Raw genomic sequence first — 24,578 nt, forward strand, 5'->3', positions numbered from 1 at the left:
CTGACATAAAAGGGCAAAGGTTGCGTCACTGAACCGACATCCAATCGCAACAATTATTTGAGATATCTTCCTGCAACCTCTCGTAAGAGTATGTAGGAGTGTATTTTGGAAACCTTGCGATTCAATAATCTGGAACTTCGTCTTGCGAACAGTGCTGCCGATATCGACGCGGCGCAGGCACTGCGCTACCGGATTTTCTATGAAGAAATGGGCGCGACGCCGTCGGTTTTATGTAAAAGCCTTGCGCGTGATACAGACCGTTTCGATGAAATTTGCGATCACCTGCTCGTAATTGACCTGGAGAAAGGGACGGATTCAACACCTTATGTGGTCGGAACCTATCGTTTTCTCCGGAGCAGTATTGCCCGGAAAAATGGCGGATTTTATTCAGAGTCAGAATTTGATCTCGGTCATCTGAATGTCTTTCCCGGCGAGATTATGGAGCTGGGACGCTCCTGCATCGACGCTGCCTATCGCCGCCGAGGCGCGATGCAGCTGCTATGGCGGGGGATCGCCGCCTATATCCATCAGTATGATGTACAAATCATGTTTGGCTGTGGCAGCATTCATGGGACGGATCTGAAAGAGCAGGCGCGGGTTCTATCTTATCTTCATCACTATCATAAAGCGCCCGGGCATTTACGCCCGCGAGCGCTCGATAAGCACTACATTCCGATGAAGATGATGAAGCGTAAGGAAATTGATATTGAAATGGCACATCGGGAGCTTCCGCCGCTGTTGAAAGGGTACCTTCGCCTTGGCGGCTATATCGGTGACGGTGCGGTAATCGATCATCAGTTCAACACGATTGATGTCTGCGTCATTGTTGAAACCGAGAATGTGACGAACAAATATATCCGCCATTTTTCCCGGGATCAGAAACAGAAAGTGGGTGCCACCGTAGCTACGGGAAATCCGGTCCAGGTTTATTCCTGACCGGTTGACGCACCCTGTGAAATCCACCAGCCGATAATCTTGCGCTCCTCCTCCGTCATTTGGGTGAGGTTGCCAAGCGGCATGGTTTTCGTATCGACCGACTGCTGTCTGATGCGGGTCCTTTCGCGGGCAATTTGTGCGGGTGTCTCTAAGCGGACACCTTTGGGAGGGCTTTCATAGTCTGCATTCGTTGGCTTTGCGGCATGGCAACTGGTACAACGCTCAAAGATGATTTTTTCGACTTCGGCAAATGGAACCTTCTCCGCTGGCGCGTTGTCATCCGATTTCGGCGCGGCGGCATAGGCAATTGCAAAAAACAGGACGAAGGCAATTGGCAGCAGGATAAAACCCTGCTTCGCCCGACCTTGGTTCTTCATATTGAAGTAATGCCTGACCAGAATGCCGACCAGTGCAATGCCCGCAAGCAACGCCCAACCGTAGGTATTCCCATATGTCATGGGATAATGGTTGCTGATCATGATGAAGAGGACAGGCAGCGTAAAATAGTTGTTGTGAAGTGAACGCTGCTTTGCCCGCAACCCATAAACCGGGTCCGGGGCTTCACCTTTTTTTGCAGCCGAGACGAGCGCCATCTGCCCTGGAATGATAACCATGAGAACATTGGCGACCATGATGGTCCCCATAATCGCCCCGACATGTATGTAGGCGCCCCGGCCACTGAAAACCTTAGAGAGCCCGTATGCAGCCAAAGTGAGTAAGATAAAAAGGACGATACCGAATGCGGCCTGATTATTGATCAAGGGCGATTTGCAAAGAACATCATAGATAATCCAGCCCCCGACGATCGATCCGAGCCCAATCAAAATTGCGGCGTCCGTAGAAATATCAGCGATGCTTCTGTCGATGAGATAAATATCCGCCCCGAAATAATAGAGGATCGCGAGCAGGATGAAGCCGCTGATCCATGTAAAATAGGCTTCGTATTTGAACCAGTGAAGCACCGGCGGGATTTCGGGCGGGGCCAGTCGGTATTTCTGGACTTCATAAAAGCCGCCGCCATGAACGGCCCATAATTCTCCGCCAACCCCGGCTTTGTCCTTGTATCCGTCCTTGACGGGCGGGGTTAGGTTCATGTCGAGCCAGACGAAGTAGAAAGACGCGCCAATCCAGGCGATGCCGGTAACCATATGGATCCAGCGAATGGCCAACTGGACCCATTCCATCAAATCAAATTCCATCAACTTCCCTCACGGCGGATGTCCATGTCGCGTTCACCGCCGTTTCTGATGTTATGATAAGCTCTGACAATTTGCTGAACGGTATAGGCGACGTCGTCAAACTTTGTTGGTCGACCGAGGCCAATCCTGATGGTTGCAGCAGCTTCCTCAGCGCTTAGTCCCATCGCGCGCAGTACGTGAGAGGGCTCTGATGTCATCGAACTACAGGCAGACCCTGTGCTGAACGCGAGATCAGGTAGTTCAAGCAATAAGTCCTCGGCATTAATGCCGGTGAATGTCATACTGACACATCCTGGGATATGTGATGCTGCGTCGGCGTTAAAACGAACCTCATCTCCAAGTTGGTTGCATAACGCTTCCTTGAATGCAGAGCGCAAGCGCTTGATATGTTGAGTATCACTCTCCCTGGTCTCACTTACAATCCGGCAGGCTTCCCCAAGCCCAACGCAAAGAGCGGTTGGCTGCGTCCCGGGGCGGAGAGCCCTTTGCTGGCCGCCGCCATGGAAAAGGGGGTTGATTTTCGTGCCTTCTTTTACATAGAGGGCGCCGATGCCCATTGGGGCATATATCTTATGCCCGGATAGGCTGAGCAATGTGATGTTTTCAACGGTAACGTCGATCTTCTCTGTGACGAGGGCTTGTGCGGCGTCGCAGTGAAAGGCAATATTTCGTTCAGCGCAAATGCGGCCGATGGACCTAATATCCTGCCGTACTCCTGTCTCATTATTCGCGGCCATGACAGAGACAAGAACTGTCTCCCGTCTTATTTCCTTTTCCAGTCTTTTTAGATCTATCAGGCCATTCTCATCGACTGGCAACAGGGTAAGTTCGACGCCTTCATGGTTAGAGAGAAATTTGAGCGGTTGCAGGACTGCTTCATGCTCTGTTTCAACCGAGATTACGTGCCGTGTGCCGGATACAGCGCGTATGAAACCCAAAAGCGCAAGGTTATTCGCTTCAGTTGCTCCCGACGTGAAAATAATCTCGTGAGGACGGGCATTAATGAGGGTGGCGATATGCTCTTGCGCCTGTTCAATTGACTGGCGGGCCTGATGACCGAAGCTGTGTGTGCTGCTATGGGGATTGCCCGATGATTTCTGCATCGCTGTTGTTATTGCTATTGCGACTTGCTCATCCAATGGCGTCGAAGCCGGATAATCAAGGTAAATGGGAAGTGACAAAGTTGACCCTTCAAAAGATACCTGACGATGCTGGTTATCCGGGGAAACCATCAGCTAGGATCCATATGCATCGAGCTTGGCAAGCATGGCCTGCTTTTCGTCGGCGGTGCAGAAACTTGCCTCAAACCCGTTCCTCGCCAATGTGAGAATGTTTTCTTTTGTCAGGTCGAGGCTCTTGGCAATCGCGAGATAATTCTCGTTTACATAGCCGCCGAAATAAGCGGGATCATCGGAATTGACGGTTGCTTTCAGACCCAGTTCCAGCATTCTCTTTATGGGATGAGTCCGCATGTCCGTGACGCCTGCCAGCTTGAAATTGGATAACGGGCAGACCGTAAGGGCCATTCCGCTTTCGACAAGTCGCTTTACCAACACGTCATCTTCCAGCGACCGGTTGCCATGGTCCAGGCGATCGATTTTCAACAGATCAAGAGCCTCATAAACATACTCGGGTGGCCCTTCTTCTCCCGCATGGGCAACCGCGAGGAATCCCTCCGACTTCGCCTTTTCAAACACCCGCTCAAACTTTGACGGGGGAAATCCGACTTCGGATGAGTCAAGTCCAACAGCAATAATATGATCGCGATAGGGAAGGGCCTGATCAAGGGTTTCAAAAGCCGCATCTTCACTCAGATGGCGCAGGAAACACATGATAAGCTTTGAGGTAATGCCGTATTTCTTGTGTCCGTCGTCTAAGGCGCGGCTGATACCATTGATCACCGTTGCAAAGGGAACCTCGCGGTCAGTGTGGCCTTGTGGGTCAAAGAAAATTTCCGCATGTATGACATTCTGGTCATGGATGCGGGATATGTAGGCGAGAGTTAGATCATAAAAATCCTGCTCCGATTTCAGAACGCTCATGCCCTGATAATAGATATCGAGAAAATCCTGAAGGTTTGAAAACTGATAAGCAGCCCGAACTTCGTCAACATTTTTGAAGGGTATTTCAACATTGTTACGTCCGGCTAGCGCGAACATAAGCTCCGGTTCAAGGCTCCCTTCAATATGCAGATGCAATTCGGCCTTCGGCATTTTTCGGATGAAGCTATCAAGCTCTGTCATAACGGCGTTCCGTGCATTTCAACACCCGCCACCCGCTGGTCAAGAGAGATCAGCGGGTGGCGGAGTAACTTAAAAAAAGTTATTTTGGAAGCTGACCTTCAACGCCCTCAACATACCAGTTCATGCCAAGCAGCGTTCCGTCATCAAGGGCAGATCCTTCGGCCGCGCCGACGGAACCGTCCTGTTTGTTAAAGGGCCCTGCGAATGGAAGAATGGACCCGTCCTCGATGCCTTTCTGGGTTTCCATGGCAAGGGCGATGACATCTTCCGGAATTGCCTGGTTATAAGGAGCAAGTTCGACCATGCCGGACTTGAAACCGCCCCAGACATCCTCGGATTTCCAGGTTCCGTCAAGAACCGCCTTGGTGCGTTCAACATAATATCCGTCCCAATTGTCGATGATCGCGGTCAGTTGCGCCTTGGGGGCAAACTTGGCCATATCGGAGGCCTGACCAACGGCCCAAACACCACGATTTTCTGCTACTTGCAGCGGGGCGGGGCTGTCTGTGTGCTGCAGTATAATATCTGCGCCCTGGTCGATAAGGGCCTTGGCGGCATCGCCTTCCTTGCCGGGATCATACCATGTGCTGACCCAGGCAACCTTGACTGTTACGTCCGGATTTACGCTCCGCGCGGCAAGGGTCATGGCATTAATACCGCGTACGACCTCTGGGATCGGGAAGGAACCAACATAGCCAATAATGTTTGACTTTGTCATTTTACCGGCAACCTTGCCTACAACATAACGCCCTTCATAAAAGCGGGCGGAATATGTGCTCACATTGTCCGCACGCTTGTAGCCAGTCGCATGTTCGAACTTTACGTCGGGGAACTGCTTTGCAACTTTCAGTGTAGGGTTCATGAAACCAAAAGACGTTGTGAAAATCAGTTTGTGACCATCGGCGGCCATCTGACGAATTACCCGTTCGCTGTCCGGACCTTCTTTCACGCTTTCGACGAAAGTTGTTTTGACCTTGTCTCCCAGTTCGTTCTGAACGGCCTGACGACCAACATCATGGCGATACGTCCAGCCATGGTCACCGACCGGTCCTACATATATAAAGCCGATTTTATCCTCGGCATAGGCGCCACCAGCCAAAAGACTGCTGGCGAGCGCCGCGGCGCCGATCAGGGTCGAAATATGTTTCAATGTCATTATTTTCTCCTTTGTTTTCATGATGTCTTAATTGGGTTTTTCTACGCCGCTGGATGAAAAATCTTGCCTATACAAGCCGGCGCATGTTTTCGAATTCGGGATTGATCTTTCGATATTAGGACGAGAACAAGAATAGTCGCAAGATAAGGTAGCATCGAAAGGACCTGTGAAGGCACGTTAAGTCCGGCTGCCTGTGCGTGCAACTGCAAAATCGTGATGCCACCGAACATATAAGCACCAACGAGGACCAGGCCGGGCTTCCATGTGGCAAACACGATAAGCGCAAGAGCTATCCAACCTCTTCCGGCAGTCATATTTTCCGCCCACATCGGAGTATAGGCGAGGGAGAGATAGGCCCCGCCAATACCGGACATTGCACCGCCAAACATGACCGCAAGATAGCGTATGCCAATGACAGGATAACCGATTGAATGGGCGGCGTCATGGGAATCGCCGACCGCCCGAAGAATGAGGCCCGCCTTCGTTTTATAGAGAAACCAGCTGACCGCAGCGACCATAAAGAAAGACAGGTAAACCAACGCATCCTGGGCAAAGAGGATTGGTCCGACAAACGGGATGTCGGAAAGGCCCGGGATGTTGAGCTGTACCAATGCAGGCACCGGCGTGCCGACGAACTCCTGTCCCATTAATGCACTTAACCCGACGCCGAATAATGTCAGAGCAAGACCCGTTGCGACCTGGTTGGCCATCAGAGAGAGCGTCAAAATTCCGAAAAGAAACGCCATGACAGCTCCCGCCAATGCCGCCGCCGCGACCGCCAGAAAATAGTTTCCGGTCAAGGTGGCGGCGATAAAACCGCTGACGGCGCCGACGAGCATCATTCCCTCTATCCCGAGGTTTAGCACGCCAGACTTCTCGGTTACCAATTCACCTATTCCCGCGAAAACGAGGGGAGTAGCGGCCGTAATTACGGTGAGGATAACCGGTACGATCCAATCAAATCCAGACATTACGACGTAGCCTTTCTAACGATGTTCAAGCGGAAGCGATAATGGACCAGCACATCGCAGGCGAGCAGGAAGAAAAGAACCATGCCTTGAAAAACACCGGTGACAGCGACCGGAAGGCCGAGATTTATTTGCGCGGTTTCTCCGCCCAGATACGTCAGGGCCATCAACAGGCTGGCAAAGAAAATCCCGACTGGGTGCAATCGTCCCAGAAAGGCGACGATAATCGCTGTAAATCCGTAACCGGGTGAAATGGAGGGCAGGACCTGGTCTATCGGGCCACTCACTTCAGATAGTCCGGCAACACCCGCGAGAGCGCCGCCAAAGAGGAGGCTGAACCAGATGATTTTCTTCTGGCTGAAGCCGGCGTAGCCACCGGCCCTCGGGGCTTCGCCAATCACTTTTACCTGAAACCCGACCAAAGTGCGGGCCATCATGATCCAGGCACCAAAAACGGCCAACAGGGCGAGCAAGGTGCCAAAATGCATACGGGTTCCGGAAATAAGAATTGGCATGTCCGCGCTTTCGCTGAATGTCTGCGATTCCGGGAAGTTAAACCCGGCTGGGTCACGCCACGGACCATGCACCAAGACGGACAGCACCAAAATTGCAACATAAACCAGCATCAGGCTGGTCAGGATTTCGTTGGCATTGAACCGGGTCTTCAAGAAGGCCGGGATCGCGCCCCATGCAGCACCGCCAATAGCGCCCAGGATGATCATTGCGGGCAGCATAAAAATACTGTCTGTGTCCGGGAAATAAATGAACAGGCTGCTGCCGACGATGGCGCCCATGGTGAGCTGGCCTTCCGCGCCGATATTCCACACGTTCGCCCGAAAACCGACGGACAATCCGATGGCGCACAGCATCAATGGCGTTGCTTTGACAAACAACTCGGAAAATTCATACTCGGTATCCAGTGGGGCGACGAAAAACTGGTAGAGCGCTTCAATCGGATTTACGCCCAGTAGCTCGAACAGGAGGATGCTGGTAAGGACGGTCAGAGCAAGGGCTATGAGCGGCGTCAGATAGACCATCGCCTTCGAATATTCGCTTCGTTTCTCGATTTTAAGTAACATGGGTCGTCTCCACGTTTTCTCCCATGCCATGGGTGCCGCCCATCAGCAGGCCAATTTCTTCAATGGTTATCTCAGAAAGTTCCCGCCCTACGGACAGTCTCCCTTCCGAAATCACCGCTATTCTGTTGCTGATCGCGAACAGTTCATCGAGATCCTGACTGATCACCAGGACAGCGGCGCCGTTTTCGGCGAGGTTAATCAGTGTCTGGTGAATGAAGGATGCCGCGCCCGCATCCACACCCCATGTCGGGTGCGCCACGATTATAACATTCGGCTTCTGCAATACCTCTCGTCCGACGATGAATTTCTGTAAGTTGCCGCCGGAAAGGCTATTTGCTGTGTGGTTGACACCCGGAGTTCGAACATCGAACCGTTTTACAATATCGGCGGCGTAGGTTTCCGTATTCCCCTTATTGATGAAGCCGTTGTTCATCAGAGTCATGCGGCTGTAACCGCTTAAAAAGGCATTCTCCGTCAGCATCATTTCCGGTACGGAGCCGTGGCCGAGCCGATCTTCCGGTACAAATGCCAGCCCAAGATTTCGTCGTTGATTGGGGCCAAAGTGCCCTATTTCTTTTCCATCAAGGGCAATTGAACCAGAGTTTTTGCTGCGTGTTTCCCCGCTTAATGCAGCAAGCAATTCTATCTGTCCGTTACCGGCAACACCCGCAATGCCAAATACTTCACCGCTACGAACCTCAAAATTGATTGTGCTGAGGTTAATTCCGAATTCTATATCCGCCTCTACATTCAGGTTGTTCACTTTTAATCGAACGGGTCCTTTTGCCGTTTGCTCGGAATGTTCCGGCGCGTGCAAATTCGTCCCAATCATCATCTCAGCAAGACTTTTTGCGGTTTCCTGTGTCGGATCGCATTCACTGATATATTTCCCGCCACGCAGAATAGTCGCCTTGTGACAGAGTGCCTTGATCTCATCGAGTTTATGGCTGATGTACAGGATTGAGACGCCTTCATCGGACAGTCGCCGCAAAGTTTCGAACATTTTCTCGGCTTCCTGCGGGGTAAGCACCGACGTCGGTTCATCCATGATGAGAAGCTTCGGATTTTGCAGGAGGCAGCGGACGATCTCAATACGCTGCTTCTCGCCGACGGAGAGTGTGTGTACCTGTCTATGCGGCTCCAGTGGCAGGCCATAGTTATTGGAAACATCGACTATTTCACGTGCCAGTTCAGCCATGTTTTGCCGATCGGCCATACCGAGCGCAATATTCTCCGTGACCGTCATCGCCTCGAACAAAGAGAAATGCTGAAACACCATACCAATGCCGGTTTTGCGGGCGGTATGGGGGTTGGGAATCTTTACCGGGCTGCCCGCCCAGAAAATTTCCCCTTCGTCAGCTTCCAGGACACCATAAATTATTTTGACAAGCGTGCTTTTGCCGGCCCCATTTTCTCCCAGCAGGGCATGAATTTCACCGGGCATAATCTTGAGATCAATATGATCATTGGCAAGACAGCCCGGATAGGCCTTGGTGATCCCCCGCAGTTCAAGCTGTGGTGTTATGCCGCCATCATTCTTCATGCGGCCATTTCCGATACTTCATTTTCATCCCCCTCCATAGTCTGTCTTAATCGTAGCAGCCGATCATCTGATGGCCCTTATTACGTTCCATGAAGACCCTCCGACTGCACCAAGTTCCCTTTGTGTCGTGATTTTCGATGGCGCTTCATTATGTCGGTCGCGACGCCAAGTGCAATTTCCGCAGGCTGCTTTCCCTCCAGCTCCGGAAGTCCGATGGGGCAGGTAATACGATCGATTTTCGCTGTCGAAAATCCCCTTGTCGCCAGACGTTTATAGAATTTCGCCTTCTTCGTGGTTGATCCTATCAACCCGATATATCTCGCATCAGACCGCTGTTTTAGCAGTGCTTCGCAAATGTCCAGGTCCAGTTGATGACTATGCGTCATGATCAAGTAATAGCCACCAATCGGCCTACCGGGAATTGCACTGATCGGACTTTCGGTCACGATCTTGCGAACGTTGGTCGGGATATAATCGGGAAATTCATTCGGGCGCTCATCCACCCAATCGATGGTGCAAGGAAGTTGGGAAAGGGTCCGGACGACCGCTTTGCCGACATGGCCGGCACCAAAAAGGGTCAGATGAAACTCTGACTCATGAAGGGATTGAATCAGCGTAAATTCCGTCTCCGCTTCTGTTCCAGAGCTGAGAATTTCCACTCCGGGTGATGTGAGCCGTCGTTTGATAGCAGACTGGATCACTTGATCAAGGTAGATCCTGCTGTCGTCTGCTGTGATGATTTGTCGGCGGCAGCTCGATGCAGTCCAGCAAGAAAGCAGAATAGAATTTTCTTCATTTAACTGGTTAAATATATTATACGCATCTTCAACGGCTAGCTTTCCAAGCAGGATATCCACATGCCCTCCGCAGCATTGGGCGAGCTCGGGACCGAGCGGGACATTCAATATTTCTGCCGTTTTTTCGTCCTCACGAAGCATATTCCGGGCGGCATCGATCGCGAGATATTCCAGCCGACCTCCGCCGATGGTGCCCATTGATTTGGAAGACGTCACCAGCATATTTGTTCCCATGTCTCGAGGTGTGGAGCCTTTGACCCTGCCGACGGTCACGAGAACGGCCGCGCCGTCCTGAGCCGGATCGTATGCAGCGGCGATGTCGGTCCAATTACTCATTGTGCAGCTTCCGTAATTTTTTCAGGCTGACTGGCCGCCGACATTTTTTGTACGGCGAACAGGACGCGTTCCGGTGTGGCCGGGGCATCAAGATCCGGATAAAGTTGATAGCCTGACACGCTGGAAATGGCGTCTGCAATTGCATTGAATGCAGAAATGGCGAGCATGAAAGGTGGCTCACCAGTTGCTTTCGATTTGAAAATCGTTTCCTCGACATTTTCACCGCGATCAAAGATTTTCATATTGAACACGGGCGGGCGATCGCTGCAGGCAGGTATTTTATATGTCGATGGCGCGTGGGTTTTCAGGATGCCCTTATCGTCGAAAAACAGCTCTTCCGTCGTCAGCCATCCCATGCCTTGAATATAGCCTCCTTCGATCTGACCGAGGTCAATGGCCGGATTAAGGCTTTTGCCCGCATCATGGAGAATATCCACGGCGACAACTTTATTCTCACCGGTCAATGTATCAACAATAACTTCCGATACCGCCGCTCCATAGGCGAAATAATAGAACGGCCGCCCGCTGTATGTTTCGGCGTCATAATGAATTTTCGGTGTACGATAAAAACCTGTCGCGGATAGGGAAACCCGGTTCATATAGGCGAGCTGGATCAGGTCCTTGAAAGCGACGACTTGCGTTCCGATCTGCACACGGTTTGGCAGGAAAGTAATGTCATTTTCTGTGACCCCATAGTTATGGGCGGCGAAAGCTGTCAGCCGCTTTTTGAGGGTGAGAGCAGCCGCTTCCGCAGCTTTGCCGTTCAAATCCGCACCGGAAGAGGCGGCGGTTGGCGATGTATTCGGCACCTTATCCGTGCGCGTTGCCGTGATTTTGACCCGTTCAATATCGATCTTAAGCACTTCCGCGACTACCTGGGCAACCTTGATATATAGGCCCTGGCCCATCTCTGTGCCGCCGTGATTGATCATCACGCTACCATCCGTGTAAATATGCAAGAGGGCGCCAGCTTGGTTGAGGTGGGAAGCCGTAAAGGATATTCCGAACTTAACCGGGGTGAGGGAAATACCTTTCTTGAGATAGGGACTTGTTTTGTTGAATGCGCGGATCGCCCCCCGGCGTGCCGTATAATTGGCGCTCTTTTCCAGCTCATCAATAATTTCAGGGGCAATATTATCCTCGACCGTCATCTGATAGGGCGTCACATTGCGCTTGGTTTTGCCATAAAGGTTAATCTTGCGCACCTCAAGCGGGTCTTTCTTTAGATAGCAGGCGATGGCGTCCATCATGCGCTCTGGTGCCAGCATCCCTTGCGGGCCTCCAAAACCGCGAAACGCGGTATTGGAAACCGTATGGGTTTTGCACCGATGTGAAATTATCGTCACATTTTCGAAATAGTAACAGTTGTCCGCATGAAACATTGCGCGATCATTGATGGATGCTGAAAGATCGACGGAACGGCCGCAACGGGATGCAAGTATGAAATCGGCGCCACTGACGCGCCCCTTGTCGTCGAATCCCATCTCGACAGTAATGACAAAATCATGCCGCTTGCCGGTCATGATCATGTCATCGTCCCGATCGAGCCGGATTTTCGCCGGGCGTCCGGTTTTATGAGCTGCGAGTGCGGCAATGGCCGCGAACCAGGCACCCTGTGTTTCCTTGCCGCCAAACCCGCCACCCATTCTCCGGATCTCGACCGTGACCGCATGATCGGGCAGATCGAGGAACTTTGCGACGTTGTGTTGCACCTCAGTTGGATGCTGGGTGGATGAATGCACAAACATATCGCCATCTTCGCCGGGCAATGCGAGAGCGACATGTCCTTCAAGATAAAAATGATCCTGTCCGCCGACTTCAAAGCGCTGGGTCAGACGATGCTTCGCATTTTTAATGGCCTTGGAGGCGTCGCCGCGGCGTATTTCACGGCTTGGTAAGACAAATGAGTTCGCTGCTATGGCTTGTTCGACGGTTACAATAGCCGGGAGTTCCTCATATTCAATGTCTGCCAGCTTCGCTGCTGCACGTGCCTGTTCAATACTCTCCGCGGCAACGGCGAACAGGGACTGCCCGGCATATTCAACGGTTTCTTCGGAAAAAGCCGGATCATCTCCGGCGATTGGGGCCGCGTCATTTACTCCTGGCACATCCGCCGCTGTCAGAACAGCGACAACGCCCGGCGCCGTTCTCACTTTTGAAACGTCGAGCTTTGTGAGACGAGCATGAGCCTTTACACTTTGAGCAACATAAAGATGCAGGAGGTCTTTTGCCTCTGGAATATCATCTATATAGAGCGCTTCGCCCGCCACCTGCTTTGCCGCACTGTCATGCGGAGTGGGTGTGTGAACGGTACCCCGGACCACATTCCGGCTAAGCGGCGGATTACGCATAAGCGAGCCCCCCTTCGCCAACGATACGTGTCGCCTGGTCCGGTATGGTCGTTTCGATATGGAATTTCCTGAGGAGGTTTTGCGTGATCACCATCCGGTACTGGCTGCTTGCACGCATGTCGTTGAGGGGCTGAAAGTCTTCGGTCATTTTCAGCATGGCAGAAGCAATAGTGGCATCCGTCCATTCTGCTCCGATCAGTTCCTGTTCGGCTTTATATGCACGCCGCGGCGTGCCCGCCATTCCGCCATAACAAATGCGGATATCTTCAACAGTATTTCCGTTCAGAATTAGATGGAACGCTCCGCAGACGGCAGAAATATCCTGGTCAAATCGCTTTGATATTTTATAGGTGGCAAAATGACTCTCAGGCTTGTGATGTGGGAGAAACACAGCCTCTACAAACTCACCGGATTTAAGGTCCTGCTGTCCATATTCGATAAAGAAATCTTCAAGCAAAATCTCACGCAATCCCTTTTTGGACCTTAGGTGTAACTGCGCACCGAGAGCAATCAGGGCAGGCGGCATATCGCCGATTGGCGATCCATTCGCGATATTTCCGCCAATGGTTCCGCAGTTGCGAATCTGGGTCGAGGCGATGCGCCGGATAAGCTCACCAAGGTCCGGATGCAGTTTTTCAAGGGGGCGCCACGCGTCGCTATAGGTTGCTCCGGCGCCGATATGAAGCCCACTTTCCTTTTCGGTGATACTCTTAAGAGATTCAATTTGCCCTATATAGATAACCGTCTGAAGCTCCCGATGTTGCTTGGTTACCCAGAGTCCGACGTCGGTTGCCCCTGCGAGTAGGACTGCATCTGGATAGGTCGCGAGGAGTTCTGTCAATTCTTCAGTTATTTTCGGCGCGAAATAGGTACGATTTTGCCAGTCTAACTGTAGGCCAGGTTCATTCATGAGCGTTTCAAGTTTTTCAATCGTCGCTTTTTCTCGCGCGTGAAACTGGTCGATTGTATCCGTTTTGGTGACTGTAATCGCCGCGTCTACGATCGTTCCGTACCCTGTGCAACGGCAAAGGTTGCCTGCAAGGATATTGTCGATATGCCGACGATCCGGAGTCTTGCCTGTATGCATTTCAGCGAAAAGGGACATAACAAAACCCGGTGTACAAAAGCCGCATTGAGTACCATTCGCGTCGACCATCGCGCTCTGGACAGGATGAAGATCGCCGTTCGCAGATTTCAGGTCTTCAACTGTGATCAGTTCTTTCCCATTCAGCGTTGGAAGAAACTGGATGCAGGCATTTACGGCTTGATAGCGCAGCTTGCCGTCTTTCAAGTCGCCAAGAACTACCGTACAGGCGCCGCAGTCGCCCTCTGCGCATCCTTCCTTCGTCCCGGTCAGCGCCTGCTCATAGCGGAGAAAATTCAGAACCGTCATCGTTGGATCAATATTTTCCAATTCGACGATTTCACCACGATGAACATATTTTATTTTTTGGCGCATCAATTTCCTTTACTGACTTACCCTAGCTACCGCGGTAGGTGGAGTAGCTGTAGGGGGAGATGAGAAGGGGAACATGGTAATGTGTTTCGGCGTCTGCAATGCCAAACCGAAGCACCACCTCATCGAGAAATTTGGGTTCGGGCAATGTCACTCCGGACGCCTCGAAATATGCCCCGACATGAAACAGCAGTTCATACTGGCCGCGTTCAAATTTTGTACCCTCTAAGAGAGGTGTGTCGCAACGTCCGTCTGAGTTTGTGTGGCGAGTATCTATCAGCGTTCGTTCACTGTCGGCGACGCGATAGAGATCGACCCGGATCCCCATGCCGGGTTTGCCCGCGGCGGTGTCCAGTACATGCGTTGTCAGTTTCCCCATAGTCTTCCTTAAAACCAACGGCCCCTGATAGGGCACAGCAAAACTTTGCATGACAGAATTTATATTGTCCACATAATTAATTAATTTTGTATACAATATTTTTTACTATTGTATAACTAAACTAAGGGAAACCAATAAACTTGAGGAATATTCATGAGCCGGACTGCCCCAACAGTCGCTCTGAACCAGAGCGGAAGCCCGACACGCAAGGGCGTGAATAACGATTATATTTATGAGGAGATGTTTGCGGCAATTCTCGAGCAGAGATTGGCGCCGGGCACAAAACTCTCCGAGGATACCCTTGGTGAAATTTTTAGTGTTAGCCGGACGGTTATCCGCGCTGTGCTGCAGCGACTCGCCCATGAACGGATTGTTCAGATACATCCAAATCGTGGTGCTTTTGTCTCTGAACCGTCGCCTGCGGAAGCACAGGAAGTTTTGCAGGCGCGCCGCTTGATCGAAGCCGGAATTGTTCGGGAGGCCATTCGTAAGCAAATACCTTCAGATATGGAGACGCTCCGCCGTTCTGTCGCGGCAGAACGTGAAAGCCTTGAAAAAGGGGATCACGAATCCTGGGTCAGACTATCTGGTGATTTTCATTTGAAACTGGCCGCGATCGCAAAGAACCGGACGTTGGCGGCCTATGTAAAGGAGCTGGTCTCGCGGACATCGCTGATAATCGTCCAGTATCAGAAAGGGAACGTTTCCCCATGTAGTTGCGATGAACATACGGAAATTATTAAAGCGATAGAGGCTCATGAAGAAGAAAGGGCAGTCGAGCTGATGATTGCCCATCTCAAGGCATGTGAGGATCAGCTGAACCTTAGAAATGGCGAGGTTAAAGTGGACCTTTTCTCAATTTTCGCCAAGCCGGGAAATCGGGCAGTCAAGAAACGGAGCGTCGTATGAGTGGCGGGGAGGTCTATCCGCGTGACATGATCGGTTATGGTGCCGCGCCACCGGATCCGAAATGGCCCGGAAATGCCCGCATTGCTGTACAGTTTGTTCTAAATTATGAAGAAGGCGGGGAGAATTGTATCCTGCATGGAGATGATGCCTCCGAATCTTTTCTCTCAGAGATAATCGGCGCAGCGCCGATCCCCGATGCCCGCCATATCAGCATGGAATCAATTTATGAGTATGGAAGCCGGACGGGTGTCTGGCGGGTGCTGCGGCTGTTTGAAAAATACGACATTCCGCTTACCATATTTGGGGTTGCGATGGCACTTGAGCGGAATCCCGACGTCGCCCGGGCGTTTATTGACCATGGCCATGAAATCTGCAGCCACGGATATCGCTGGATCAATTATCAGAATGTGCCTGAAGCCGTTGAGCGCGACCATATGCATCGGGCGATCGAGATTATCGAGAGATTGACAGGGGAGCGGCCCTTGGGTTGGTATACGGGGCGAACAAGCCCGAACACCCGTCGCCTCGTCGCTGAGGAAGGCGGTTTTCTCTATGACGCCGATGCCTATGATGATGACCTCCCTCACTGGATTGAGGCAGCAGGCCGGCATCAGCTTGTCGTTCCTTATACGCTTGATGCAAATGATATGCGCTTTGCCGCGTTGCAGGGGTTTAATAGCGGAGATCAGTTCTTTACCTATCTTAAGGACAGTTTCGACACCTTATATGAAGAAGGGGAGAACAGCGCGAAAATGATGTCGGTGGGGCTGCATTGCCGGCTCGTTGGGCGACCCGGCAGGATTGCCGCTCTCAAGCGTTTTATAGAATATGCGCGAGACCATAAATCTGTGTGGTTCTGCCGCCGGATTGATATCGCACGACATTGGCATGAACATCACCCGCCAATTGCGAAAATGGTGTCGCGGTGACAAAATTTAAAACATTGCCTAGTAAAATGAACAATGTTCAATTCATAGGAACATTTGGAGAGGTGTATGAGCATTCTCCCTGGGTAGCGGAGCGTGCCTGGGAGTTCGGCATTACGAAAGAACATGATACGGTGGAAGGGCTCGCGACGCTGATGGCTCGAATTGTTAAGGAGGCGGAGCAGCCGCTCAAGCTGGAGCTGATTGCGGCCCATCCCGATCTTGCCGGTAAAGCTGCGATAAAGGGAAAGTTGACGGCCGCATCCAATTCCGAGCAATCGGGCGCCGGGCTTGACGAATGTTCGCGGGAAGAATTCGCTGTCTTTGAAAAGTATAATGCGGCCTATAAATCGAAATTCGGATTTCCCTTTATTATGGCCGTCAAGAACAGCAACCGCCATGACATACTTGCCGGGTTTGAACGGCGTCTTCAAAATTCTATAGAGCAGGAATTTGAGACAGCGCTCGCGGAAATCGACAAGATAGCTTTTTTTAGACTGGCTGGAATATAGTCCAGTAGTTTTTGATTTGAGGAGATGTAAATGAATTCGGCTACCATACCAACTGTCGGGTTTGTGGATAAGTTTATTGACCTTGCATCCCCTCGTCTCGGGACGGAGGTGATCTCTGCAACGGACGACTTTTTTGCCGACAAGTCGCGGTTGATCAATCCTGCGCCACCGGTCTTTATCGCCGATAAATATGATGAGAACGGGAAATGGATGGATGGCTGGGAAAGTCGTCGGAAACGCGGGGAGGGCCATGATCATTGCATTATTCGCCTTGGTCTCCTTGGGATCATTCACGGCGTAAATATAGACACCAGCCATTTTACCGGAAATTTCCCCCCATCGGCTTCAATCGATGCTTGCCTCATCGAGGGGGACCCTGATGAGAAGACGGACTGGACGGAAATTCTCCCTGCCGTTGCCCTTAAAGGCGATAGCCATCATTTGCATGCTATCGGGGATAACAGAAACTGGAGTCACCTCAGGCTTAATATCTATCCCGATGGTGGCATTGCCCGACTGAGAGTATATGGTGAAGTACAATGCAACTGGGAGAAACGGGACCCGGATGAACTGGTTGATCTTGCTGCCCTTATAAACGGTGGCCGCGGTTTTGAAGCAAGTGACCAGCATTACGGGTCGCCTTCACAGATTCTCGCGCCGGGCCGGGGAATCAATATGGGTGATGGCTGGGAAACACGTCGCCGCCGTGAACCCGGTAATGACTGGGCGTTAATCGCCCTTGGTCATCCGGGCATCATTTCGAAAATTGAAGTCGATACGGCGCATTTCAAGGGGAATTATCCTGACCGCTGCTCAATACAGGGGGCACTTGTCGCGGGGGGAACAGAGGACTCGCTTGTGACGCAAAGTATGTTCTGGAAAATGTTGCTGCCTGAACAAAAACTTGAAATGGATGCGATCCACCCTTTCGAAAAGGAGATTATTGATATCGGTCCAATCAGTCATATAAGGCTTAACATTATTCCCGATGGCGGGATAAGCCGTCTTAGACTTTTCGGCCGAATAAAGAGGTAGCGGAATGCCCCTCAAGATAGAACCACTGACCCGGGAGGCCTTCGCCCCATTTGGCGACGTCATCGAAACTGATGGTGCAGAGCATTTTGATATTAACAATGGTTCAACAATCCGCTTTCATGATCTTGCGAAAATTGAGACGGATGAAGGGGGGCGCGTTCTTGTCAATATTTTCCGGGCGACCCCGCTTGAGTATCCGCTCACTATCCGGATGGTGGAGCGGCACCCGAAAGGCAGTCAGGCTTTTGTCCCTCTTAATAACCAGCCTTATCTGATCTTGGTCGCGCCAAAGGGCGAAACTGTGCAGCCCCCGGATTTACGAGCTTTTCGCGCGACGGGACAACAGGGCGTTAATTATCATGTTGGGACATGGCATCATCCGGTATTGGCGCTGGAGGATGTCAGTGATTTTCTGGTTATCGATCGCGGGGGGGAAGGCATGAATTGCGATGAAATTTATTTCACCAATCCTGACCTCACACTCGATCTATGACTTTGTCCGGTAGTGATAGCGATAGAGTGTTTCCTCGAACCCCATCTGTTCCCAAAAGGCTTTTCCGATTTCATTTTCGGCCACAACTTGTAAATAGGCATGAGAAACTCCGGAGCTTTGAGCTTTGGTCAGCATGTGCTGAACGATATGCGCGGCGAACCCCCTGCGGCGGAAATCGGGATGGACGGCAAACTCAAACAGTCCGAGAAGCTTAGGAGATTGTACGCCGAAGCCGCAGGCGACGATTTCCTTTCCGCACAGAATGGCGAGAGCATGTATTTCAAGATCAATGAGAGTAAGCATCTCGCGGAAAACGGCTTGTTTTATCTTATCCTGCCCGGTCAAAGCTGCGACGCCTCTCCGCCAAAAGAAGCTATCACGGTCATAGGTATGGACTTTTGGTCCTTGGCCAGGCCTGATTGCCGCATCGAGTGTCCGTAGCCGTACTTCTGTTTCGCCAAAATAGCCATAGCCGCGCGAGGCTAACGCCGCATCAATTCCGTCATCGGCAAGGGGTGTCAGACGAAAATGACACGGTTGCTTTTCTTGCCTATAAGCAGCTTCGCAATAGTCAATTTTCTCTTCCAGCGGCAGTGTTCCCGATGCCATTACATTGACCGAGTTTGCCCGCCGTGTATGGTTTCTTGCGAAACGCAGGTGCCAGCCATCATAAATCTCTGTTCGAAGCGCAGGGATTGAAGCAAGGGAATGAGACTCTATTTCGGCGATTTGTTGCAACATGATGCCTGATCGGGATTAAACGGGGCTTGTGCAGACAGCCCACCCATACATACTTAACGACATATTGCCACAGGAGAAACGACCTGCCTATGGGTTCTTTTTTTAAGCCGCTAAAACGGCGCCTTATATCTGCCTGCCTTTTGGTAATGGCGTTCGTTGCATGTCTGTTCATGCTATTCGTCGATTTGCAGCCGAAAGTCTCGTCCGATTTCTTCTTTGGCTCCGATGACCCGGAGCTTGCTCAATCCGCTCGTATTCACGCGCTTTTTCCGTCCGACGAGTTTTTGATTATAAGTGCTGCCAGTCACGATATTTTCTCATCGCGTTACTACCAGACCCTTGAGAATTTTTCCGATGATATAGGGAAAATCGCCGGTATCCGGAGAGTCGTGAGCGTTTCAACAGGCCCGGAAAGTGTCGCCCGGGCAAGTGAGAGTCCTTTCTGGAAATCATTGCTGATCGGTGACGATGGCAAGTCGACATTGATTATCGCGTTTATTGATACGCCGACATCCTCTCACATTATAGAAGAAGTGGAGGCGGCAGCGAGGATATTCAATGTCGGTGAAGCTTTCCATATCCGCCTTTCCGGGACACCCTATATTGTTGAGCAGATCCGGCGAAGCCTGGTTGATGATATCAAGATATTCAGTTCCGCTTCCCTGCTGATTTTTGCTGTTATATTGTTGATTTTTTTTAAGTCCCCCGTCATTGCCTTGGGCGCGAGCGCCAGCGGCATCACAGCCATTTTCCTGACTTTACTAATACTCCAGTCAATTGGTCAGCCCGTTGGCATCCTGACGGCGAATCTGGCTATCATTGTGTTTGTGCTGATGCAGTCACAGGTTATCTACCTTACGGCTAACTGGCGTCAGACTAATGCCAAGGATGAAATCGCGGCCGTTCGAAGCGCTTTGGCCCTGACTTTCCGGGCATCTTTCTGGTGTATGCTGACGACCCTCTTGGGATTTGCCACGCTTTTGAATGTGGCTGCGGAACCGCTTCGGCAACTCGGGATGGGAGGTATTGTCGGTGCAATAGTTGCATTAATATGTAGCTATGGCCTTTACCCTGTTTTCCTGCTTTTTGCAGAGCGTAAGACGGAGAAGATGCCGAGAATTAATGGGATTGTGAAGATCCGTAGCTTTATTCGGTATGGGGTCGGAGGCTGTTTACTTTTGGTAGCTCTTAGTGCTGTTCCGGGGCTATCACGGCTCAATACGGACCCGAGCCTGCTGTCATACTTTGATCCGGGGACTGTGCTGGGTGAGGGGCTTCAATATATCGATGAGAACGGAGGCAGCAGTCCCTTGAAGCTGGTCGTCCGCCTTAAGGATGGCGCAAGGCTTGATAATGAAGCCGGATATAACGCCATGTGGCAATTGCACAATAACCTTTTGGCGGATGAAAGCGTTGGAACGGTGATTTCTCTGCCTGCGCTGCTGGCCGAGGCAAACACACATCCGCTGGCGTTTTTGCTGCCCTGGCGGGAGATCGTCACACTGCTTTCCCTCGGGATCAATGATAACGTGGCTGAGAATTTCCTGAATGAAGATCGGGATCAGGTGCTGTTTCTATTGCGGATGAATGAAGTAGGTCGTAACAAGACACGGAATATAGTTATCTCGGAGCTTCAGGAAATCACTGAAAGGGAAGGTTTTGAACCAGTACTGACGGGAGGCGTCTACATGCTGCAGGGTCGGCTGTCCTCGCTCGTATCACAGAGCCTGATTGCCGGTCTTGCCGGTCTTCTGGTTTTATTTGCGATAATCGCCTGGATTGTCAGTCGCAACTGGCGTGTATCCGCCGCCATGACACTGACGGCCGCGTTTATACCTGTCACGATCCTGGGAGGAGTTGGGTGGTTCAATGTTCCGGTGGATATAATTTCGGCGCCAGCGGTCAGTGTCTGTATCGGGATTGCGGTTGATGCGCTTATCCATCTTGCTCTTGCCCTTCGGCGACACGATTACAGTACGAATGGGATTAATGCCTGGACGCGGACCCTTCAGGAACAATCCATGGGAGTCATCGCCTCCAGCAGTCTCATCGCAATCGGATTTCTGATCTTCGCCGGTTCCGCATTTCCGCCGACAGCCCGATTTGGCATGGAGATTGTGCTAGGCGCGATATTCGCGGGCATCGCGGCTCTCACTCTGTTCCCGTTATTGACCTGGTTTCTCGAAAAAGTTACGAGGCGGCCATGACTATTGATTTTCTGCATACGGGACTACCGGTGGAGGGCGTGCTGCCGGTGCTTGCCACGGCACTAACATCTGCACCGGTCGCGATCCTTGAGGCGGCGCCCGGAGCCGGGAAAACCACGCTCGTTCCGTTATTTCTTCTCAAGTCCGGACTAATGGGTTCAGGCAAGATAATCATGCTGGAGCCCCGGCGTCTGGCGGCGCGGGCGGCGGCGCGGCGGATGGCAGACCTGCTGGGAGAAGAGGTCGGTCAGACCGTGGGTTATCGTGTCCGACTTGACAGTAAGGTCAGTCAGCAGACCCGGATCGAAGTGGTAACGGAAGGTATCCTGACCCGGCGCCTTCAATCCGACCCGGAGCTTGAGGGGGTTGATCTGCTGATTTTTGATGAATTCCATGAACGCAACCTGCAAACGGATCTAGGCCTCGCTCTCGCACGGCAGGTTCAGGAAATCCTGCGCGATGACCTAAAGCTGCTGTTGATGTCGGCGACAATCGATACGGCGAGGATATCAAAAGCGCTGGGAGGGGCGCCTGTCATCAGCAGTGCCGGACGACAGTTCCCGGTGGAAACCCGCTTCCTGTCACGCACTGGCTCCAAATCGACCGTGCAGGAAGTCGTAACCGCGATTGAACAGGCAATTCAGGAGGAAGGGGATATTCTGGTGTTCCTGCCCGGAGCCGGAGAAATTACGCGCCTGCAACAGCGGCTTTCACAGTTGCCCTCCTTATCGGATATCCTGATTTTAGCCCTATACGGAAACCTTCCGCCAAAAGATCAGGACGGGGCGATCCTGCCGGATCCCGATGGCAGGCGAAAAATTGTCCTTTCAACAGATATAGCGGAGACAAGCCTGACGATTGAAGGAGTGCGGATTGTCATCGATTCAGGCCTGGCGCGGCGGCCCGTATTCAACCCAAACAGCGGAATGACGGCGCTGGAGACCCGGCGGATTGCGCGGGCTTCTGCAGATCAACGTCGAGGACGTGCCGGGCGACTCGGTCCCGGCATTTGCTATCGCCTCTGGAGTGCTGCGGAAGACAGAGGGCTCATTGAGTTTGCACCGCCCGAGATTATGACAGCGGATTTAACGGCGCTGGTACTGGAATTGGCGAAATGGGGAGTTGAAGACCCTTCTGATCTTTTCTGGATGGATGTGCCGCCACGAGGCCCGTTCGCGCAGGGCAGAGATGTGTTGCAGGCGCTGGGCGCAGTTGACGAGAACGGAAAGATTACCGCCCTGGGGCAGAAAATTGTCAACCTTCCCCTTCACCCAAGACTAGGGGGAATGCTATTGAGAGCACAGAAAATTGGTGCGGGAGGGCTTGCCGTGAATATTTCCGCATTGTTGTCGGAGCGGGATATTTTTCGTCGCGACCCCGATTCTCCAAATGCGGATATTCGTTCGCGACTGGAGATATTGTCTCAGGCTGAACTGAAGGGCGGAAAAACCTTTGGCGCTGCGCAACAGGTGCGACGTACAAGCCAGGATTTACGCCGCCGTCTGAAAATTCCACATGGTTCAGAGGATCAGAATATGGCTGGGCTATTACTGGCCTTTGCCTATCCAGATCGGATCGGGGAGCTGCGCAGCGGAAGTCAGCTTCAATATCGTTTGTCTGGCGGGCGAGGGGCTCGGCTTATGGAGAATGACCGGTTACAAGGAGAGCCATATCTCGTGGTCGCCGACCTTGACGGGAAAGGCCGGGAGGCACGAATTGATCTCGCCGCACCGATCTCGGTAGAGGAGATAGAAGAGAATTTCGCGGACTTGATTGTATCGGTCAGGCGAGTCTTCTGGGATGAAAAGAAATCACGTGTTCTGGCTGTTCTGGAACGTAAACTCGGGGCTCTTCTGATCACACAGCAACGAATAGAAAACCCCGCCCCGGAAGAGGTGGAAGCCGCCTTACTCACCGCGGTCAAGAGTAAGGGCCTGAAAGTTCTTCCTTGGAATGAGGAAAGCAGATCCCTTGCCGCCCGGATCAATTTTGTACGATATCATGAAACCGAAGAGGGCTGGCCTGACCTGTCAGATACGGCACTGGTGAGTTCCGTCGAGGATTGGTTGCTTCCTTATCTTGCAGGAGCATCGTCCCTTGATGATCTCCAAAAAATCAATCTGACGGACATTCTGCTGAATCTTATGAGCCGGGATCAGCGAAAGCAGCTCGAAGAATATGCGCCACCAGCTATAAAAGTACCAAGCGGATCGTATATTCGGCTTAATTTCAATGATCCGGAAAGTCCGGTTCTTGCGGCGCGGTTGCAGGAATTGTTCGGTCTACAGGACGTGCCGAAATTATGTAACGGTCGTGTTTCTGTTTCCATCCATCTTTTGTCTCCGGCACGCCGGCCCGTACAGATTACGCAAGATCTCGCCAGCTTCTGGAAGAATACTTACACCGATGTAAAAAAGGATTTGAAGGGGCGATACCCGAAACATTATTGGCCGGATGATCCGCTGGAGGCAGAGGCAACGAGCCGCGTTAAGCCACGCCGGAGCCAAAAATGACGGCTTCGTTAAATGGCAGCGAGGCAGGCAATCAGGATACAAACTTCTGCAAGTTGCTGGATTGCACCGAGAACGTCCCCGGTTTGTCCGCCAACTTGCCGCATGGCGATTGCTCCCATAATGCTGGCGCCGACAATACCGGAAAGCAATGCAACGGCGCCTATTTGTGGCCCGAAAACGAGAACGGTAATCAGGACAATAAGGACTGTTGACGTCAGGGGCGCCATAATTTCAGGCCGACCAGCTCCGTGTCCCAGCCCATTCTCTCTTGCCGGGGGAAGAAAATAAAGCGCCCATGCAATCAGACCACGGCTGATTGTCGCCGCTACGACGAGAAGGGCAAACCCCTTCAATGGATCGGACAAAGTTCCCAATACGGCGACTTTAAGCCCGACGACTATGATCAGGGTTACGACAGCATAGGTGCCAACCCGGCTGTCGCGCATGATTTCCAGCTTTTTTGATTTGTCCCCACCGCCTCCGAAACCGTCCGCCACGTCGCCGATGGCGTCTTCATGCAGGGCGCCCGTGAGAATAATCTGCGCGGCCACGGCCAATATTGCACAAACGACAAGAGGCAGACCGATAAAGGCCGCAAAAACATAGATCGTTCCCGCAACGCCGCCGACGATTAACCCAACAAGCGAAAAGAAACGGCATGCGGATTTCAGTGCGTTCATTTCAAAAGTAAAGTTTGGGCGTATCGGTAGACGAGTCAAAAAGACGAGTGCAACAAGAAAATCCTGAACCCAACTGCCTTTGTATGCCGGATATTTTTTGGAAGGGGTGTTTGTCATGG

The 24,578-nt window shown here is 51.9% G+C and carries 21 protein-coding genes; 8 read left to right on the forward strand and 13 right to left on the reverse strand.

Annotated features, from left to right (window positions below):
- Positions 1 to 105: 105 nt before the first annotated feature.
- Positions 106 to 936, forward strand: coding sequence for a GNAT family N-acyltransferase (locus AACZ19_RS04725; RefSeq protein WP_339631631.1), 831 nt, complete (start codon positions 106 to 108; stop codon positions 934 to 936).
- Here the strand turns inward: AACZ19_RS04725 and AACZ19_RS04730 are convergent.
- From AACZ19_RS04730 to uraH, 11 genes are all read right to left on the reverse strand, one after another.
- Positions 927 to 2,135, reverse strand: a complete 1,209-nt coding sequence (locus tag AACZ19_RS04730) for a urate hydroxylase PuuD (protein ID WP_339631633.1) — start codon at positions 2,133 to 2,135, stop codon at positions 927 to 929. The two genes, AACZ19_RS04725 and AACZ19_RS04730, sit on opposite strands and share 10 nt — an antisense overlap.
- On the reverse strand, positions 2,135 to 3,367 hold the full coding sequence (locus AACZ19_RS04735; RefSeq protein WP_339631635.1) for a cysteine desulfurase family protein: 1,233 nt from the start codon (positions 3,365 to 3,367) through the stop codon (positions 2,135 to 2,137). Before AACZ19_RS04735 ends, AACZ19_RS04730 begins: the two co-directional genes overlap by 1 nt.
- 3 nt (positions 3,368 to 3,370) lie before the next feature.
- Complete coding sequence (locus AACZ19_RS04740) at positions 3,371 to 4,378, reverse strand: adenosine deaminase (RefSeq protein WP_339631637.1); 1,008 nt, start codon at positions 4,376 to 4,378, stop codon at positions 3,371 to 3,373.
- Between the two features lie 79 nt (positions 4,379 to 4,457).
- Positions 4,458 to 5,534 carry a BMP family ABC transporter substrate-binding protein gene (locus AACZ19_RS04745; RefSeq protein WP_339631639.1) on the reverse strand — a complete coding sequence of 359 codons (1,077 nt, stop codon included), beginning with the start codon at positions 5,532 to 5,534 and terminating at the stop codon, positions 4,458 to 4,460.
- Between the two features lie 41 nt (positions 5,535 to 5,575).
- On the reverse strand, positions 5,576 to 6,505 hold the full coding sequence (locus AACZ19_RS04750; protein WP_339631642.1) for an ABC transporter permease: 930 nt from the start codon (positions 6,503 to 6,505) through the stop codon (positions 5,576 to 5,578).
- Positions 6,505 to 7,581, reverse strand: a complete 1,077-nt coding sequence (locus tag AACZ19_RS04755) for an ABC transporter permease (protein ID WP_339631644.1) — start codon at positions 7,579 to 7,581, stop codon at positions 6,505 to 6,507. Before AACZ19_RS04755 ends, AACZ19_RS04750 begins: the two co-directional genes overlap by 1 nt.
- On the reverse strand, positions 7,571 to 9,124 hold the full coding sequence (locus tag AACZ19_RS04760) for an ABC transporter ATP-binding protein (protein ID WP_339631646.1): 1,554 nt from the start codon (positions 9,122 to 9,124) through the stop codon (positions 7,571 to 7,573). Before AACZ19_RS04760 ends, AACZ19_RS04755 begins: the two co-directional genes overlap by 11 nt.
- 80 nt (positions 9,125 to 9,204) lie before the next feature.
- Positions 9,205 to 10,257 (reverse strand): xanthine dehydrogenase accessory protein XdhC, encoded by a 1,053-nt coding sequence (gene xdhC / locus AACZ19_RS04765; RefSeq protein WP_339631648.1) that lies wholly within the window; start codon positions 10,255 to 10,257, stop codon positions 9,205 to 9,207.
- Positions 10,254 to 12,608, reverse strand: a complete 2,355-nt coding sequence (xdhB, locus tag AACZ19_RS04770; protein WP_339631650.1) for a xanthine dehydrogenase molybdopterin binding subunit — start codon at positions 12,606 to 12,608, stop codon at positions 10,254 to 10,256. The genes xdhC and xdhB overlap by 4 nt, the downstream gene beginning before the upstream one ends.
- A complete protein-coding gene (gene xdhA / locus AACZ19_RS04775) occupies positions 12,601 to 14,067 on the reverse strand; it encodes a xanthine dehydrogenase small subunit (RefSeq protein ID WP_339631652.1) in 1,467 nt (488 codons plus the stop codon). Before xdhA ends, xdhB begins: the two co-directional genes overlap by 8 nt.
- 22 nt (positions 14,068 to 14,089) lie before the next feature.
- Entirely contained in the window at positions 14,090 to 14,443 is a 354-nt protein-coding gene (gene uraH / locus AACZ19_RS04780; RefSeq protein ID WP_339631654.1) for a hydroxyisourate hydrolase, read from the reverse strand.
- Between the two features lie 153 nt (positions 14,444 to 14,596).
- Between uraH and AACZ19_RS04785 the strand changes: the two genes are divergently transcribed.
- The 5 genes from AACZ19_RS04785 to AACZ19_RS04805 are packed head-to-tail and all read left to right on the forward strand — an operon-like array spanning position 14,597 to position 18,318.
- On the forward strand, positions 14,597 to 15,352 hold the full coding sequence (locus tag AACZ19_RS04785; RefSeq protein ID WP_339631656.1) for a GntR family transcriptional regulator: 756 nt from the start codon (positions 14,597 to 14,599) through the stop codon (positions 15,350 to 15,352).
- The gene (gene puuE / locus AACZ19_RS04790) at positions 15,349 to 16,281 is read left to right on the forward strand and encodes an allantoinase PuuE (protein ID WP_339631658.1); all 933 of its coding nucleotides are present in this window, start codon (positions 15,349 to 15,351) and stop codon (positions 16,279 to 16,281) included. The genes AACZ19_RS04785 and puuE overlap by 4 nt, the downstream gene beginning before the upstream one ends.
- Before the next feature lie 26 nt (positions 16,282 to 16,307).
- The gene (gene uraD / locus AACZ19_RS04795; protein ID WP_339631660.1) at positions 16,308 to 16,790 is read left to right on the forward strand and encodes a 2-oxo-4-hydroxy-4-carboxy-5-ureidoimidazoline decarboxylase; all 483 of its coding nucleotides are present in this window, start codon (positions 16,308 to 16,310) and stop codon (positions 16,788 to 16,790) included.
- Positions 16,791 to 16,820: 30 nt separating this feature from the next.
- Complete coding sequence (gene alc, locus AACZ19_RS04800) at positions 16,821 to 17,825, forward strand: allantoicase (RefSeq protein ID WP_339631662.1); 1,005 nt, start codon at positions 16,821 to 16,823, stop codon at positions 17,823 to 17,825.
- A gap of 4 nt (positions 17,826 to 17,829) precedes the next feature.
- Positions 17,830 to 18,318 carry an ureidoglycolate lyase gene (locus AACZ19_RS04805; protein WP_339631664.1) on the forward strand — a complete coding sequence of 163 codons (489 nt, stop codon included), beginning with the start codon at positions 17,830 to 17,832 and terminating at the stop codon, positions 18,316 to 18,318.
- Here AACZ19_RS04805 and AACZ19_RS04810 read toward each other — a convergent pair.
- Entirely contained in the window at positions 18,313 to 18,927 is a 615-nt protein-coding gene (locus tag AACZ19_RS04810; protein WP_339631666.1) for a GNAT family N-acetyltransferase, read from the reverse strand. The two genes, AACZ19_RS04805 and AACZ19_RS04810, sit on opposite strands and share 6 nt — an antisense overlap.
- Before the next feature lie 278 nt (positions 18,928 to 19,205).
- Here AACZ19_RS04810 and AACZ19_RS04815 point away from each other — a divergent pair, with 278 nt between their 5' ends.
- On the forward strand, positions 19,206 to 21,266 hold the full coding sequence (locus tag AACZ19_RS04815; RefSeq protein WP_339631668.1) for an MMPL family transporter: 2,061 nt from the start codon (positions 19,206 to 19,208) through the stop codon (positions 21,264 to 21,266).
- The gene (hrpB, locus tag AACZ19_RS04820; RefSeq protein ID WP_339631670.1) at positions 21,263 to 23,779 is read left to right on the forward strand and encodes an ATP-dependent helicase HrpB; all 2,517 of its coding nucleotides are present in this window, start codon (positions 21,263 to 21,265) and stop codon (positions 23,777 to 23,779) included. Before AACZ19_RS04815 ends, hrpB begins: the two co-directional genes overlap by 4 nt.
- A gap of 8 nt (positions 23,780 to 23,787) precedes the next feature.
- Here the strand turns inward: hrpB and cobS are convergent, their stop codons facing one another.
- Positions 23,788 to 24,576 carry an adenosylcobinamide-GDP ribazoletransferase gene (gene cobS, locus AACZ19_RS04825; RefSeq protein ID WP_339631672.1) on the reverse strand — a complete coding sequence of 263 codons (789 nt, stop codon included), beginning with the start codon at positions 24,574 to 24,576 and terminating at the stop codon, positions 23,788 to 23,790.
- Positions 24,577 to 24,578: the final 2 nt, after the last annotated feature.

This window comes from uncultured Sneathiella sp., assembly GCF_963973085.1.
Lineage (GTDB): Bacteria > Pseudomonadota > Alphaproteobacteria > Sneathiellales > Sneathiellaceae > Sneathiella.